This is a genomic window from Microbacterium sp. LWH10-1.2 (genome assembly GCF_038397765.1).
In the GTDB taxonomy this organism is placed as follows: domain Bacteria; phylum Actinomycetota; class Actinomycetes; order Actinomycetales; family Microbacteriaceae; genus Microbacterium; species Microbacterium natoriense.
The window spans coordinates 2490671-2504909 of the sequence record NZ_CP151638.1 but is presented as its reverse complement, the minus strand read 5'-3'; the positions used below and the strand labels follow the sequence as shown (position 1 = coordinate 2504909).

The window sequence follows — 14239 nt, the reverse complement described above, 5'->3', positions numbered from 1 at the left end:
GTCATCAGGGGGGCCGATGCCGCACGATCATGACGGCGAGGAGCGTCGTGCGCTCCAGCGCAAGGCGTACGGCCGCGAGGCGTCGCTCACGGATGCCGAGGCTCGGCGTCTGCACGAGCTCGAGCACGCCCTCCGCGAGAGCGCCCGCCCCGAGGCTGCAGCCCCCGCAGCGGAGCGCTCCGCGCGGACGGCGGTCCGCGACACGGGGCCGGTGGACGGAGTCCGCCTGGACGGCATGCGGGCGGGCGAGGTGCAGCCTCCCGTCACGCGGGGAGTCGTCGACGAGGAGAACGCCGCAGCGGCGCCCGTGGCCGACGAGACCGAGACCGAGAGCGCGGCAGACGAGGCGGCGCCGGGCATCTGGAGGACTCTGCGGTCGCACGGGAAGCCCGTGGCCGCTGCGTCCGCCGTCCTGTTGGCGATCGGACTCGGCGCGGGTTGGGCGCTGTTCTCTCCGCGCGCGAGCGACATCCCGCTCAGCGCGGAGGAGGTGGAGCGCAAGCTGGAGCTCTACACGGCGCAGAAGTTCGACGACGGCTCGCTCCGCGCCGTCGCGCGCGATGGAGACGCCCTCGTGTGGTTCGCGACCAAGAGCGCGCCGGAGCCGCAGTCGTGCCTGACCCTCGATGTGGGGGAGCAGTCCTCCATCAACTGCGTCACCGATGACGAGTTCGCCACGTTCCCGTTGAACGCGTCGATCTCGGTGCCTTCTGACGAGGGCGGCTCGATGGGTGGGAGCAGTGTGAACGCCACGGGCATGCTCACCACGGCCGGCGAGGTGATGGTCGCGATCAACCGCTGGGACTACGACGACTCCATGCTCAGTCAGTTCGAGGGCGAGGAGAAGGTGCGTGCCCAGGCTCTCATCGACGAGGGGTACCAGCCGGGGATGTCCCTGATCGGACACTTCCGCGGAGAATCCGTGTGGGTCGCCGACCGCTTCACCGACACGGGCTCGATGGAGAGATGCCTGATCGTCGACGTCGTGGATGCATCGAAATGCGCCGCGCCGGACAACGGCGGGAAGCAGGCGCCGATCCGGCTGAGCTCCGGCGACGCGGATGACTCGCCGTGGTCCCTGACCGTGGAGTTCACCGGCTGGGGCATGCCCTACCTGACGATCACCGAGGGTCCGACCGGCGGATCGCTCGTGGTGATCGACACCGAGTCGGGGGATCCGATCGAGGTCCAGGCGCCGGTGGATCCTGCCGGCTGACTAGGCCGCAGACACCCGGTCGGCGAGGATCGCCAGACGCTCGTCACCGATGCGGGTGAGGATCAGCGTCGCCGACTCCGCGCCCTTCAACGCGAGCTTCCTGCGGAAGGCGGCAGGGTCGACGTCCATGCCGCGCTTCTTGATCTCCAGGGTGCCGATGCCGTTCCTCTTGAGCACCGCACTGATCGCCTTGGGATTGGCGGGCATCGTCTCGCGCACGCGGAACGACTGCACGAACGGACTCGTGAGCGCGGCATCCGAGGTGAGGTATGCGATGCGCTCGTCGAGCATCCCCGCCTCCAGGCTGCGGGCGACGTCGCCGATGAGCCGCGCGCGGATGACGGCTCCGTCCGGTTCGTGCAGGAAGGCGCCGAGCGGGCGCACCGGCGCGTCTTCGGCGTCGGCGCCCGCGGTGAGCTCGTAGGAGCGCTCGCCGCGGATGAGGAGCGCCGCTCTGCGCACGCCCTCTCTGGCGAGGACGCCGGTCCAGACCACGAGCTCCACGACGCTGCCGTCCGCGCTCACCCACTGGGCCTCGGCGTTTGCCGGGAGGCTGTCGCGATCGTGCGCGGGGCCGAGCTTGATGCCGGTCGGCGTGCGCGATGCCACGTCGAAGGCCCAGTCCAGCGACGGTGAGTAGTCGTCGGCCGAGACGCGGCGGGTCTCGGCGTGCCCGGAGGTGCGTCGCGCGGGGTCCATCCAGATCGCGCGAGCGGCGGGCGCGGTCGCCGTGCTCAGCTCCCGGTACGCATCCTCCGCCGTGCTGTGGCGCACGTCCGATCCGAACGGCGCGAGGTTGTACGCGGCGATCGCGGCTGTGACCTCGTCGGCGTCGACGGCCGTCACCTCGAGTCCTGCCCCGGCGAAGGCGAGGGCGTCGCCGCCGATTCCGCAGCCGAGATCGGCGACACTCGTCAGGCCGGCGCTGCGGATGCGCTGGGCGTGCCGTGCGGCGACCCCCAGTCTCGTCGCCTGCTCGAGGCCGGCGCGGGTGAACAGCATCCGCTCGGCGAAGTCGCCGAACTTCGCCCGTGCCCTGGCGCGCAGGTGGGCCTGACCCACGACCGCCGAGACGAGTTCGGGGGAGTGGCCCGCAGCGCGCAGTCGCGACACGGCCCTGGCGACCTCGCCCGTCGACTCGATCGGCCCGAGGGCGTCGAGGAGCTCGAGTCCGTCGGGGGTGAGCAGGGCGCGCAGCTCGGACATCTCCACCCGTTCAGCTTAGGTCGTGCCCCGCTGGCACTCGCATTGCATGAGTGCCAGCTGAGCGCTTAGACTGGATTAGCACTCTCGGGTTGAGAGTGCGAACAAGTCTTTCGTGTCAGCGTCAAGAAAGAAGAGGTAGACCGTGTCGGTTTCCATCAAGCCGCTCGAGGACCGCATCGTCATCAAGCAGGTCGAGGCCGAGCAGACCACCGCGAGTGGCCTGGTCATCCCCGACACCGCCAAGGAGAAGCCCCAGGAGGGCGAGGTCGTGGCCGTGGGCCCCGGCCGCATCGATGACAACGGCAACCGCGTCCCGCTCGACGTCGCCGTGGGCGACCGCGTGCTCTACAGCAAGTACGGCGGCACCGAGGTGAAGTTCGGCGCAGACGAGTTCCTCGTCCTGTCGGCTCGCGACGTCCTCGCGGTCGTCGTTCGCTGATCCAGCGCACAACGCAGAAGGGGTTCGGATGCTTCGGCATCCGAACCCCTTCTGCATGTCCGGAGCAGTCACGCGGCGACCGATTCCTGCCGAACCGCGGTCGTGGCGGCTGAACACGCGTTCGGCCTCCGCCCACGGGCATAGGGTTGTGCGGTGACCCCTGACGCCCCCGCCCGCACCGGCCAGACCGCGGGGGCCGTCTACGCCGTCGCCGCCTACCTGCTCTGGGGAGTGCTGCCGCTGTACTTCCTGCTGCTGGTGCCCACGGGCGCGTGGGAGGTCGTCGCCTGGCGTGTGCTGCTGTCTTTCGTCTTCTGCCTGATCCTGCTCACCGTCACACGCGGATGGAAGGCCTTCGGCGTCATCATCCGGCAGCCGAAGCTGCTCGGCCTCACGGCGCTCGCTGGCCTGCTGATCTACGTGAACTGGCAGGTGTTCGTCCTCGGCACCCTGAACGACCGGGTGGTGGAGACGAGCCTCGGCTACTTCATCAATCCGATCACCACGGTGCTGCTGGGCGTCTTCGTGCTGCACGAGCGGATCCGCCGGATGCAGTGGGCGGCGATCGGCATCGCCGCCGTCGCGGTGATCGTGATCGTCGTCGCCTACGGGGAGTTCCCCTGGATCGCGCTCTCGCTCACCGCGTCCTTCGGCATCTACGGACTCATCAAGAAGAAGATCGGACCGGCGGTGGATGCCGTGAGCGGTCTGACCCTCGAGTCCTTCTGGCTCATCCCCATCGCGATCGTGCAGCTCATCCTGGTGGCCTTCACCCCCGCAGGCATCACCATGGGGGCGAACGGCGTCCCCCACGCACTGCTGCTGGGCTTCGCCGGCGTCGCGACGGCGGTGCCGCTGCTGCTGTTCGCGGCGGGGACGCGACGGATCGACCTCACCATCATCGGGATGATCCAGTTCATCACCCCGATCATGCAGTTCGTGATCGGCGTCGCCTTCCTGCATGAGGAGATGCCTCCCGCACGCTGGGCGGGCTTCATCCTCGTCTGGATCGCGATCGGCGTGTTCGTGGCCGACCTTCTCCTCGCGGGGCGGCGGAGCCGTGGAAGCGGCCCTGCAGAACTCGTCTGAACCTCGGGTGCATCGACGGCGGAACCCGGTGTCGGATCGTTAACGCACCGAAACCTAAGCACCCACTACGCGCTCCTGCCACGCTCTAGGGTTAGAGCACCCGATCGTGGTCGCATTCCACGCTCAGATATCCAAGGGAGCAACATGAACGCACTGAAGGGCTCGCGCGCAGCGAAGGTCCTCGCCGGGGTCGCGCTGGTCAGCGCGTCGGCACTCGTCATCTCGGGCTGTGCGAGCAGCACGCCGTCCGACTCCGGCGACGGCGGCAACAAGCCGTCCGCCGACCTCACTCTCAAGCTCGGGTCGCTGCTGCCGCAGACCGGTGCTCTGGCCTTCCTCGGCCCGCCCATGGAGTCGGGCGTCGGCCTCGCGGTCAAGGAGATCAACGACGCCAAGGCCGGAATCACCATCGACCTCACTGCCGAGGACGAAGGCGACACCGACACGAAGGCCTATGAGACCTCGATCACCAAGCTGCAGGGTGCAGGCGTGTCCGCCATCGTCGGCGCCGCGGCGTCCGGCGTCTCGAAGCTCATCCTCGACGGCAACGTCGCCGCGGGCATCCTCCAGATCTCGGCCTCGAACACCTCTCCCGACTTCACCACGTGGGACGACAAGGGCCTGTACTTCCGCACCGCCCCCAGCGACCTGCTGCAGGGCGAGGTGCTCGGCAACCTGATCGCCGAAGACGGACACAAGACCCTCGGCATCATCTACCAGAATGACGCGTACGGCACCGGCCTCAACGACGCCATCAAGAAGACGTTCGAGGGCACCGGCGGCAAGGTCGTCGCCGAGGCGTCGTTCAACGTCGGCGACGCGCAGTTCGACGCGCAGGTCGAGACCATCAAGGCGCAGAACCCGGACGCCGTCGCCATCGTCTCGTTCGACCAGTTCAAGACGATCGCCCCGCTGCTGGTGAACGCCGGCATCACGGCCGACAAGTTCTACATGGTCGACGGAAACCTGTCCGACTACGGCACCGACATCCCTGTCTCGCTCGAGGGCGCCCAGGGCACCAAGGCCGGCCCCAAGCTCGCCGACGACTTCACGAAGCGTCTGCAGACCTTCTGGACGGGCGAGGGCAACGCCGAGGTGAAGGACTTCACCTACGCGGGTGAGGCGTACGACGCTGTCGTGCTCGTGGCTCTCGCGTCGCTCGCCGCCGGCTCCACCAAGGGCGCCGACATCGCGGCGAAGATGCAGGAGGTCTCGGGCGGCTCCGGCGACGGTGAGAAGTGCACGACCTTCGCCGACTGCGCCAAGATCATCAACTCCGGCAAGGTGGCCGACTACGACGGCTACTCCGGAGGAGTGAAGTTCGACGAGAACGGCGACCCGCAGGACGCCACGATCGGCATCTACAAGTACGGCGCGGACAACACCATCACCCGCACCAACTGATATCGCTGAGAAGGCCCCGGATGCTCGCATCCGGGGCCTTCTCCGTGTCCTGCGCGTTCGTCTCGCTCGTAGAGCGAGGAGCGCAGTGACGAGACGGAACGCGTCTCAGGCGGCGTCGGTGCCCAGCGTACCGAGGTAGAGCCCGATGACCTTGGGATCGTTCAGCAGGTCGCGCCCCGTGCCCTCGTACGCGTCCTTGCCCTGGTCGAGGACGTACCCGCGGTCGCAGATCTGCAGGCAGCGACGGGCGTTCTGCTCGACCATGATCGTGGTCACGCCGGCCTTGTTGATGTCGGAGACGCGGATGAACGCGTCATCCTGCCGCACGGGGGAGAGGCCCGCAGACGGCTCGTCGAGCAGGAGCACCGACGGGTCCATCATCAGAGCGCGCGACATCGCGACCATCTGGCGCTCTCCACCCGACAGGGAGCCGGCGCGCTGCTTGAGCCGCTTGCCGAGCTCCGCGAAGATGCCGCTGACGAACTCGAGCCGCTCGGCGTAGATCTTGGGGTTCTGGAAGAGCCCCATCTGCAGGTTCTCCTCGATGGTCAGCGAGGGGAAGACGTTGTTCGTCTGCGGGACGAACGCCACCCCGCGCTTGACGAGCTTGTCGGCCTTGAGGCCGACGATGCTCTCGCCGTTCACGGTGATGTCACCGGAGCGCACGTTCACCATGCCGAAGATCGACTTCAGCAGGGTCGACTTGCCGGCGCCGTTCGGGCCGATGATCCCGATCAACTCGCCCTGTCTGGCCACCAGATTCGCCCCGTTGAGGATGTTCACGCCCGGCAGGTACCCGGCATGGACGTCCTTCAGCTCGACGATCACCTTCTCATCGCTCATGCGCGACCCTCCTCGGGGGAATCGGTCTCTTCCGCGGCGAGCTCCGCCTCGGCTTCGGCCTCGATCTTCTCGCGCAGTCGTGCGGCCGCGGCGTCCTCCAGCACGGGGATGCGACCGGTGACGGCTCCGAGGTCGAGGTCCTGGTGCGCGCCGAGGTAGGCGTCGACGACCGCGGGGTCCTCCATGACGTCCTCCGGCGGACCCTCCGCCACCACGCGCCCCTCGGCCATGACGACGACCCAGTCGGCGATGTGCCTGACCATGTGCATGTCGTGCTCGACGAAGAGCACGGTCATTCCCTGGTCCTTGAGGTCGAGGATGTGGTCGAGCAGAGACTGGGTGAGGGCCGGGTTGACGCCGGCCATCGGTTCGTCGAGCATCACCAGCGTGGGGTCGCTCATCAGCGCCCGAGCCATCTCGAGCAGCTTGCGCTGACCTCCGGAGAGCGCTGCCGCGAAGTCCTTCTCCTTGGCATCGAGCTTGAAGCGCGCGAGCAGCTCGCGCGCCTTCGTCTCGATCTCGGTGTCCTGCGAGCGCCAGAGGAACGGGAAGAGCGAGGCCCAGAAGCCCTCGCCCTTCTGGTGCGGGGCGCCGAGCTTCATGTTCTCGAGCACGGTCAGCAGCGACAGGGATTTCGTCAGCTGGAACGTGCGGACCTGGCCCATCCGCGCGACCTTGAACGAGGGCACTCCCGCGAGGTTGTTCCCGTCGAACGACCAGGAGCCGCTGTTGGGGCGGTCGAACCCGCACAGCAGATTGAAGAGTGTCGTCTTGCCGGCGCCGTTCGGCCCGATCAGGGCCGTGATGGCGCCACGGGGGATCTCCACGTGGTCCACGTCGACCGCGGTGAGACCGCCGAAGCGGCGCTGCACCGCGTCGACCACCAGGATCGGATCGACCTTCGCGACGCCGGGCGCCGCAGGTCCCTTCGCGAGGCCCGTCGTCTTCGGACGGCGGATGCTTCCCGTCGCGGGGGCGGCGGACTCCGCGGAGCCCTCGGGGTTCAGTTCACTTGACAAAGGTCATCTCCCTCTTGTCTCCGAGGATGCCCTGCGGGCGGAAGATCACGAGCAGCATGAGTGCGACGCCGACGAAGATGAACACGAGTGTCGAGGCCTGGCTGTCGGACATCGGAAGCACGCCGGCCTTCGCCATGCCGGGCAGCAGGTTCGCGAGGAATGCGAACACGACCCAGAACAGCACGGCCCCGAGCGTCGGTCCGAACACCGTGGCGGCGCCGCCGAGCAGCAGGATCGTCCACAGGAAGAAGGTGAGCGAGGTCGTGTAGTTGCCTGGCACGACGGCCGAGGGGAGCACGAACACGATGCCGCCGGCGGCGCCGATCACCCCGCCTACGACGAGCGCCTGCATCTTGTAGGCGAACACGTTCTTGCCGAGCGAGCGCACCGCGTCCTCGTCTTCGCGGATGCCCTTGAGCACGCGACCCCAGGGGCTGCGCATCAGAGACCAGACCAGCAGGATAGACACGGCCAGCAGCAGGATGCCGAACACACGGTTCCACAGGTCGTCGGCCGAGAACGTCCACGGGCCGAACCCGTAGGTGCCCTCGGGGAAGGGGTTCGCGTCGCGGAAGCCGCCGTTGTACTGGGCGAGTCCGTCTGCGGAGTTCGTCCACTCGTCGAACAGCTGAGTGGTGAACAGCAGTCGCACGATCTCTCCCGCCGCGATCGTCGCGATGGCGAGGTAGTCGGCGCGCAACCGCAGGGTCGGGATGCCGAGGAGCACGGCGAACAGGGCGCCGCCGGCCATGCCGATCAGCATGCCGAGCCACCAGGGGAGCCCGAACGAGAGCACGGAGATGGCGTAGCCGTAGCCGCCGATCGCCATGAACGCCGCCATGCCGAAGTTCAGCAGGCCCGCGTAGCCGAAGTGCACGGCCAGGCCCGTCGCCGCCAGGGCGTACGCGATCGTGACCGGGCTGATGAGGTAGACGGCGGTGTTGGAGAAGATGCTTCCGAAGTCCATGATCAGCCCAACCTTTCCTTGCGTCCGAGCAGACCCTGCGGCCTGACCAGGAGGATCACGATCAGCACGACGAGGGCGCTCGCGTACTTCAGGTCGGAGGGGATCCACAGGGTGGAGACCTCGACCGCGATGCCGACGATCAGCGAGCCGATGAGCGCGCCGAACGCGGTGCCGAGTCCGCCGAGCGTGATCGCGGCGAACATGAGCAGCAGCATCTGGGTGCCCATGTCCCACTTCACGCCGGGGCGGAAGTACGCCCACAGGATGCCGGAGATCGCGGCCAGCACACCGGCGACGACCCAGACGATCCGGACCACCCGGTCGACGTCGATGCCGGAGGCGGCGGCCAGCTGCGGGTTGTCGGAGATGGCTCTGGTCGCCTTGCCGATGCGGGTGCGGGTGAGGAAGTAGGCCACCGCGAGGATGACGATGATGCTCACGCCCATCGCGATCATGTCGATGTACGACAGCGAGATCGGCCCGAGCTGGATCGGTGTGGGGCTCGCGCCGGGGAGCTGGTAAGTGCCGCCCCCGACGAAGTACTGGAAGACGTACCGCAGCGCCAGGGACAGACCGATGCTGACGATCATCAACTGGACGGTGCCGAGACCGCGATGGCGGAGCGGGCGCCAGACCGCGGCATCCATGCCCCAGCCGAACAGGCCGCCTCCGACGACAGCGGCGATGAGTCCCGCCCACAGGGGGAGGTGCCAGAAGGTGGTCGTGACCATGGCGAGCAGTCCGCCCCAGGTGACCATCTCGCCGTGCGTGAAGTTCGACATGCGCGTGGTGCCGTAGATCAGCGCCGCACCCATCGAAGCCAGCGCGAGCAGCAGCCCGAAGTTGAGCCCGCCGACGAGACGGGAGAAGAGCTGATCCCAGAAGGAGACCGTGATCCGCTCTCCCTCGCCGAGGAAGAGGTTCATGATCTTCGTGCCGGTCAACCCGAACTCGACCTCGAACGACGCCGTCGTCCCCGCGATGGGCTGCGTGCCCTCGGGGAGTTGCGCGGCGTCGACGATCACACCTTTCGGCAGCGTGTCCTCGTCGACGGTGAGCGTGTACGTCGCCTTCTCCGGCACATACAGGCGCCACTTGCCGTCGGCATCCGTCTTGGTCTCTCCGTCGAAGCCCTTGCCCTTGATGGTCATGACCACATCGGGTACGGGCTTGTCATCGAAGGTGATGACGCCGGCGAAGTAGAAGTCTGTGATCTCCTGGCCGTCGTCCGTCGTGTCGGCTGATGCCGCGGCCGGGGGCTGCAACCAGAGGAACGCGATGGCGAGGAGTGCGCCGAGCGCCACCACGATCCATCGGGTTCCGCTCCGTCTCGCCGTGATCGTTAGACTCACAGATCCTCCAGCCCCAGTACGCAGGCGATGACGGAGTTGTTCATCAGCCTTGATGTACGACGGTATGAGCGTAATGTGTCGGTTCTGTTTCAGCCAAGGCACGATCTGCTCACGGCGCGCCGCCGGTGTCGTCCGACGACGCGGCTGCGGCCTCGGAATCCCCGTCCTCCTGCGGAGAAGCGGGGAATATCTCCAGCCGCGACACGCTTAGAATTGGTACACGCCGCCGCCCCACCACGCGCCCCGCAGGAGGACAATCCATGGACCAGCACGATCCCTTCGGTTTCGTCGGACTCACCTACGACGATGTGCTGCTCCTCCCGGGGCACACCGATGTGATCCCGAGCGAGGCCGACACCTCCTCGCGCATCACGCGCCGGATCTCGGTCGCGACCCCGCTGCTCTCCAGCGCGATGGACACCGTGACGGAGTCGCGCATGGCGATCGCGATGGCGCGCGAGGGAGGCATCGGCATCCTGCACCGCAACCTGTCGATCGCCGACCAGGCCGCGCACGTCGACCGCGTCAAGCGCAGCGAGTCGGGCATGATCACCGACCCGATCACCACGACTCCGGACGCGACGGTCGAAGAGGTCGACGCGCTGTGCGCGAAGTACCGCATCTCGGGCCTCCCCGTGGTCGACCCCGATGGCAAGCTCGTCGGCATCATCACCAACCGCGACATGCGGTTCGTCTCCGGCTTCGAGCGTCAGACGACCTTCGTCAAGGACGTCATGACCAGCGAGAACCTCGTCACTGCTCCGGTCGGCGTCGCGGCGGGCGAGGTCATCGCGCTGTTCGCCCGTCACCGGGTGGAGAAGCTGCCGCTCATCGACGCGGACGGAAGGCTCGCTGGTCTCATCACCATCAAGGACTTCGACAAGAGCGAGAAGTACCCGCTCGCGACCAAGGACGACCAGGGTCGGCTGCGCGTCGGCGCCGCGATCGGATTCTTCGGCGACGCGTGGGAGCGCGCAGAGGCGCTGCGCGACGCGGGAGTCGACGTGCTCGTGGTCGACACCGCCAACGGCCAGTCCCAGGGCGTCATCGACCTGGTCCGCCGCCTGAAGGCGGACGAGTCGTTCGCGCACATCGACGTCATCGGCGGCAACGTCGCCACCCGCGAGGGCGCTCAGGCGCTCGTCGACGCAGGGGTGGATGCGGTCAAGGTCGGCGTGGGCCCCGGGTCGATCTGCACCACGCGCGTCGTCGCCGGCGTCGGCGTCCCGCAGGTCACCGCGGTGTACGAGGCGTCGCTCGCCGCGCGCCCCGCGGGCGTCCCGGTGATCGCCGACGGCGGCCTGCAGTACTCGGGCGACATCGCGAAGGCCCTCGTGGCCGGTGCGGACGCCGTGATGCTGGGGTCGCTGCTCGCGGGCACCGACGAGTCGCCGGGCGAGATCGTCTTCCAGTCGGGCAAGCAGTTCAAGCAGTACCGCGGCATGGGCTCGCTCGGAGCGATGCAGACGCGCGGCAAGCAGACCTCGTACTCGAAGGACCGCTACTTCCAGGCCGACGTGCCCAGCGACGACAAGCTCATCCCCGAGGGCATCGAGGGTCAGGTCCCGTACCGCGGGCCGCTCTCGGCCGTCGCCTACCAGCTGGTCGGCGGCCTGCGTCAGTCGATGTTCTACGTCGGTGCGCGCACGATCGAGGAGCTCAAGGCCCGTGGCCGTTTCGTTCGCATCACCGCGGCCGGCCTCAAGGAGTCGCACCCGCACGACGTGCAGATCGTCGTCGAGGCGCCGAACTACAAGAAGTGAGCCCGGTATAGGCGAGAGAAGGGGGCGGATGCTGCGGCATCCGCCCCCTTCTGTGTCCCCGGCTCAGTGCGCGAGCACCGGCTCCGTCTCGACGGCCTCGGACACGGCGGCATCCGTCGACTTCCCGGACGGGAGCCACAGTGCGATCACCGTCGCCGCGAACAGCACGGCGGCTCCCGTGAACACGGCGGGCTTCGCGGCGTCCACGTAGAGGTCGGGAGTGAGCTGGCCGCCCGCTCCGACGAAGATCGCGGTCATCACCGCGGTGCCGAGTGCGACGCCGAGCTCGCGGATAGTCGAGTTGACGCCGGACGCCTTGGCGTGGTCGACGAGTCCGAGGGTCGCGAGCAGCGCCGTCGCCGACGGGGCGAAGACGAGTCCCATCCCGATGCCCGCGAGGATGAACGGGGCGATCAGGTTCGGGTACTGCAGGTCGGGGGCGGTGATCTGCGCGATCCATGCGAGGGCGACGCCCTGCAGCAGCAGGCCGGGCACGAGCAGCGCGCGCGTGCCGACGCGCGGGGCGATCATGCCGGCCAGTGGGGCGACGAACATCGGGGCCAGTGTCCAGGGCGTTGTCTGCACCGCGGCCTCCAAGGGGGTCGACCCCTGCACGACCTGCAGGTACTGGATGAGGATGAACACCGAGCCGAAGGTGCCGAAGCTGAAGGCGAAGCCGACCACATTCGTGATCGAGAAGGAGCGGTCGCGGAACAGGCGCAGCGGCACCAGAGGAGCCTTCGCGCGCATCTGCCAGATCACGAAGGCCACGAGCAGCACCGTGCCGAGCGCCAGCTCGAGGATCACGCCGAGGGAGTCCCAGCCGTCGTCGTTGCCGCGCACGATCGCGTGGACGAGAGCGAGGACGCCGGATGCCGCGAGCACGGCTCCGGGGATGTCGATGCGGGAGCGGGCGCCGAAGTCGTTGCGGAGCACGAGCAGTGCGAGCGGGATGGCGACGATCGCGACGGGGATGTTGATCCAGAAGATCGCCTGCCAGTTCCAGCCCTCCATGATGGCGCCGCCGACGAGCGGCCCGACCGCGACTCCGAGTCCGGAGACGCCGCCCCAGATGCCGATGGCGAGCGGGCGACGCGATGCGGGGACGGCTCCGGTGAGGAGCGCGAGCGAGAGGGGCATCACCGCTGCGGCTCCGAGCCCCTGGACGGCACGGGCGGAGATGAGCTGACCGGGGTCGGAGCTGAGGGCGGCGAACAGGGAGCCGACGCCGAAGAGGGCGATGCCGATCGCGAAGACGGTGCGGCGGCCGAACCGGTCGCCGAGAGCGGAGGCGATGAGGATCGCACCGGCGAACGCGAGGGCGTAGGCGTTGACGAACCACTGCAGCTCCTCGACGCTCGCGCCCATCTCCTGGTGCAGCACGGGGAGGGCGTTGGTCATGACGAGGTTGTCGAGCGTGGCCATGAACATCGGGAGGGATGCCGCGGCGATGACGAGCGCGACCGGGCGACGCCTGATCGCGGAGGTGGGCTGAGACATGATGCTCCAGTTGTAATTGAATGATTACTTGTCCTGGAAGCAATGTAGTAATCGAATGATTACAAAGTCAAGTGATTCGCTGATAGCCTTTCGACATGACCTCAGCCGCCGCATCCGAAGTCCTCTCCGACGACTCGGGCAGGCGACTCTCCTCGGAGGAGCGGCGCGCGCAGATCGTCCAGGCGGCGCTCGCGGTGTTCGGCGCGCGTGGCTACGAAGGCGCGAAGACCGACGAGGTCGCTCGGGCGGCCGGCGTGAGCCAGCCCTACGTCGTCCGCCTCTTCGGCTCGAAGGAGAACCTCTTCCTCGCCGCGGTGGAGGAGGCGCTCGCCCGACTGCTGACGTCGTTCCGCGCCGCCCTCGCCCGCGAAGACGACGACCTCCCCGCGGGCAAGCGCATCGGCGAGGCGTACGTCGATCTCATCGAGGTGCGCGGACTCCACCAGACCCTCGCGCACTCGTACCTGCTCGGCAGCCACCCCGTGATCGGTCCGGCCGCGCGCCGAGGGTTCGCACAGGTCTGGCGCTTCTTCCGCGACGAGGTGGGGCTCGATGCCGACGAGGCGAGGGCGTTCTTCGCCGAGGGCATGCTCATCAGCACCATGATCGGGCTCCGCATCGTCGACGACTACGGATCCGACCCCCAGATCACCGAGCTGTTCCGCTCCTGCTTCCCGAGCGAGCTGCCGCACGTGCTCGACGTGCTCCCGCGCGGCGCCGAGCGCTGGTAGCCCCAGGCTTCGCACAGACGAGAAGCGGGGACGGATGCCATGGCGTCCGTCCCCGCTTCTCGTAGCGACGCGTCAGCCGCAGGTGTAGGTGACTCCGTTGACGTCCCACACTCCGGGGCCGAGGTCGGAGCACATCGAGAACAGGCTCGAGAACAGCATCACGATCACGATGAAGCCGATGATCTCGACGATGGTGAGGATGAGTCCGACCCAGAACCCCGCGGTCGCGAGACCCGTCGGCGCGCCGGCCTTCTTCAGCTTCGAGCGGGCCACGAGGCTCAGGATCATGCCGACGAGCGGCAGGATGAAGGCGAGGATGAGTCCGACGATCGACAGGGTGCGGCCGGGGACCGGCGCCGTGGCGGGGTAGCCCTGGGGTGCGGCGGGGTAGTCGGGGGCGGAGTATCCCGGTGCGGCCGGTGCGGCCGGGGCCGCGTACCCGGCCGGGCCGGGTGCGGGAGGTGCGGGGAATCCGCCGTCCTGAGCGGGCGGCGGCGTGGAGGAGGGCGGCTGGTTCTGCGGGTCCGGGGTCGACATGGATCGCTCCTTGATCTGGGGTGGAAAATCCGTCAGCCCGAGCGTAGCGACTGCACGGAACGGACCACCACCGGTTCGTGCGCGCGGCTCGCGCGCCGAGCATCCTCCCATATGCCTGTATGCCAGAATCGTCATACCCCGCTCGCCCTTTCCCGCGTCACGGTGATGAAGGC

The 14239-nt window shown here is 68.1% G+C and carries 13 protein-coding genes; 6 read left to right on the top strand and 7 right to left on the bottom strand.

Going from position 1 to position 14239, the window contains the following annotated elements:
* Window positions 1-16: 16 nt before the first annotated feature.
* Window positions 17-1216 carry a hypothetical protein gene (locus MRBLWH10_RS11915; RefSeq protein WP_341940028.1) on the top strand — a complete coding sequence of 400 codons (1200 nt, stop codon included), beginning with the start codon at window positions 17-19 and terminating at the stop codon, window positions 1214-1216.
* On the opposite strand, the gene MRBLWH10_RS11910 is transcribed toward MRBLWH10_RS11915, so the two are convergent.
* Entirely contained in the window at window positions 1217-2428 is a 1212-nt protein-coding gene (locus MRBLWH10_RS11910) for a class I SAM-dependent methyltransferase (RefSeq protein WP_341940027.1), read from the bottom strand.
* Between the two features lie 136 nt (window positions 2429-2564).
* Here MRBLWH10_RS11910 and groES point away from each other — a divergent pair, with 136 nt between their 5' ends.
* From groES to MRBLWH10_RS11895, 3 genes are all read left to right on the top strand, one after another.
* Window positions 2565-2861 carry a co-chaperone GroES gene (gene groES / locus MRBLWH10_RS11905; RefSeq protein WP_017203655.1) on the top strand — a complete coding sequence of 99 codons (297 nt, stop codon included), beginning with the start codon at window positions 2565-2567 and terminating at the stop codon, window positions 2859-2861.
* A 153-nt stretch (window positions 2862-3014) separates the two neighbouring features.
* On the top strand, window positions 3015-3950 hold the full coding sequence (rarD, locus tag MRBLWH10_RS11900; protein ID WP_105672705.1) for an EamA family transporter RarD: 936 nt from the start codon (window positions 3015-3017) through the stop codon (window positions 3948-3950).
* A gap of 144 nt (window positions 3951-4094) precedes the next feature.
* Complete coding sequence (locus tag MRBLWH10_RS11895; RefSeq protein WP_341940026.1) at window positions 4095-5354, top strand: ABC transporter substrate-binding protein; 1260 nt, start codon at window positions 4095-4097, stop codon at window positions 5352-5354.
* A 105-nt stretch (window positions 5355-5459) separates the two neighbouring features.
* Here MRBLWH10_RS11895 and MRBLWH10_RS11890 read toward each other — a convergent pair whose 3' ends face one another.
* Genes MRBLWH10_RS11890 through MRBLWH10_RS11875 form a run of 4 tightly spaced genes read right to left on the bottom strand, consistent with a single transcriptional unit; the run spans window position 5460 to window position 9535 of the window.
* Window positions 5460-6197 (bottom strand): ABC transporter ATP-binding protein, encoded by a 738-nt coding sequence (locus MRBLWH10_RS11890; protein ID WP_105672707.1) that lies wholly within the window; start codon window positions 6195-6197, stop codon window positions 5460-5462.
* Window positions 6194-7156 carry an ABC transporter ATP-binding protein gene (locus MRBLWH10_RS11885; RefSeq protein ID WP_105672784.1) on the bottom strand — a complete coding sequence of 321 codons (963 nt, stop codon included), beginning with the start codon at window positions 7154-7156 and terminating at the stop codon, window positions 6194-6196. The genes MRBLWH10_RS11890 and MRBLWH10_RS11885 overlap by 4 nt, the downstream gene beginning before the upstream one ends.
* Before the next feature lie 49 nt (window positions 7157-7205).
* The gene (locus tag MRBLWH10_RS11880) at window positions 7206-8183 is read right to left on the bottom strand and encodes a branched-chain amino acid ABC transporter permease (RefSeq protein ID WP_105672708.1); all 978 of its coding nucleotides are present in this window, start codon (window positions 8181-8183) and stop codon (window positions 7206-7208) included.
* Window positions 8184-8185: 2 nt separating this feature from the next.
* Entirely contained in the window at window positions 8186-9535 is a 1350-nt protein-coding gene (locus MRBLWH10_RS11875) for a branched-chain amino acid ABC transporter permease (RefSeq protein ID WP_341940025.1), read from the bottom strand.
* A 260-nt stretch (window positions 9536-9795) separates the two neighbouring features.
* On the opposite strand from MRBLWH10_RS11875, the gene guaB reads away from it, so the two are divergent.
* Entirely contained in the window at window positions 9796-11298 is a 1503-nt protein-coding gene (gene guaB, locus MRBLWH10_RS11870; RefSeq protein WP_223586957.1) for an IMP dehydrogenase, read from the top strand.
* A gap of 63 nt (window positions 11299-11361) precedes the next feature.
* Here the strand turns inward: guaB and MRBLWH10_RS11865 are convergent, their stop codons facing one another.
* On the bottom strand, window positions 11362-12798 hold the full coding sequence (locus MRBLWH10_RS11865) for a DHA2 family efflux MFS transporter permease subunit (protein WP_341940024.1): 1437 nt from the start codon (window positions 12796-12798) through the stop codon (window positions 11362-11364).
* 95 nt (window positions 12799-12893) lie between these two features.
* On the opposite strand from MRBLWH10_RS11865, the gene MRBLWH10_RS11860 reads away from it, so the two are divergent.
* The gene (locus tag MRBLWH10_RS11860; RefSeq protein WP_341940023.1) at window positions 12894-13529 is read left to right on the top strand and encodes a TetR/AcrR family transcriptional regulator; all 636 of its coding nucleotides are present in this window, start codon (window positions 12894-12896) and stop codon (window positions 13527-13529) included.
* 72 nt (window positions 13530-13601) lie between these two features.
* Here the strand turns inward: MRBLWH10_RS11860 and MRBLWH10_RS11855 are convergent, their stop codons facing one another.
* The gene (locus MRBLWH10_RS11855) at window positions 13602-14066 is read right to left on the bottom strand and encodes a DUF4190 domain-containing protein (RefSeq protein ID WP_341940022.1); all 465 of its coding nucleotides are present in this window, start codon (window positions 14064-14066) and stop codon (window positions 13602-13604) included.
* Window positions 14067-14239 lie beyond the last annotated feature (173 nt).

Excerpts from the sequence above, each read along its gene's own strand:
- MRBLWH10_RS11915 (WP_341940028.1), top strand. The coding sequence starts at position 17 with ATGCCGCACGATCATGACGGCGAGGAGCGTCGTGCGCTCCAGCGCAAG.
- MRBLWH10_RS11895 (WP_341940026.1), top strand. The coding sequence starts at position 4,095 with ATGAACGCACTGAAGGGCTCGCGCGCAGCGAAGGTCCTCGCCGGGGTC.
- MRBLWH10_RS11890 (WP_105672707.1), bottom strand. The coding sequence starts at position 6,197 with ATGAGCGATGAGAAGGTGATCGTCGAGCTGAAGGACGTCCATGCCGGG.
- MRBLWH10_RS11880 (WP_105672708.1), bottom strand. The coding sequence starts at position 8,183 with ATGGACTTCGGAAGCATCTTCTCCAACACCGCCGTCTACCTCATCAGC.
- guaB (WP_223586957.1), top strand. The coding sequence starts at position 9,796 with ATGGACCAGCACGATCCCTTCGGTTTCGTCGGACTCACCTACGACGAT.
- MRBLWH10_RS11865 (WP_341940024.1), bottom strand. The coding sequence starts at position 12,798 with ATGTCTCAGCCCACCTCCGCGATCAGGCGTCGCCCGGTCGCGCTCGTC.
- MRBLWH10_RS11860 (WP_341940023.1), top strand. The coding sequence starts at position 12,894 with ATGACCTCAGCCGCCGCATCCGAAGTCCTCTCCGACGACTCGGGCAGG.
- MRBLWH10_RS11855 (WP_341940022.1), bottom strand. The coding sequence starts at position 14,066 with ATGTCGACCCCGGACCCGCAGAACCAGCCGCCCTCCTCCACGCCGCCG.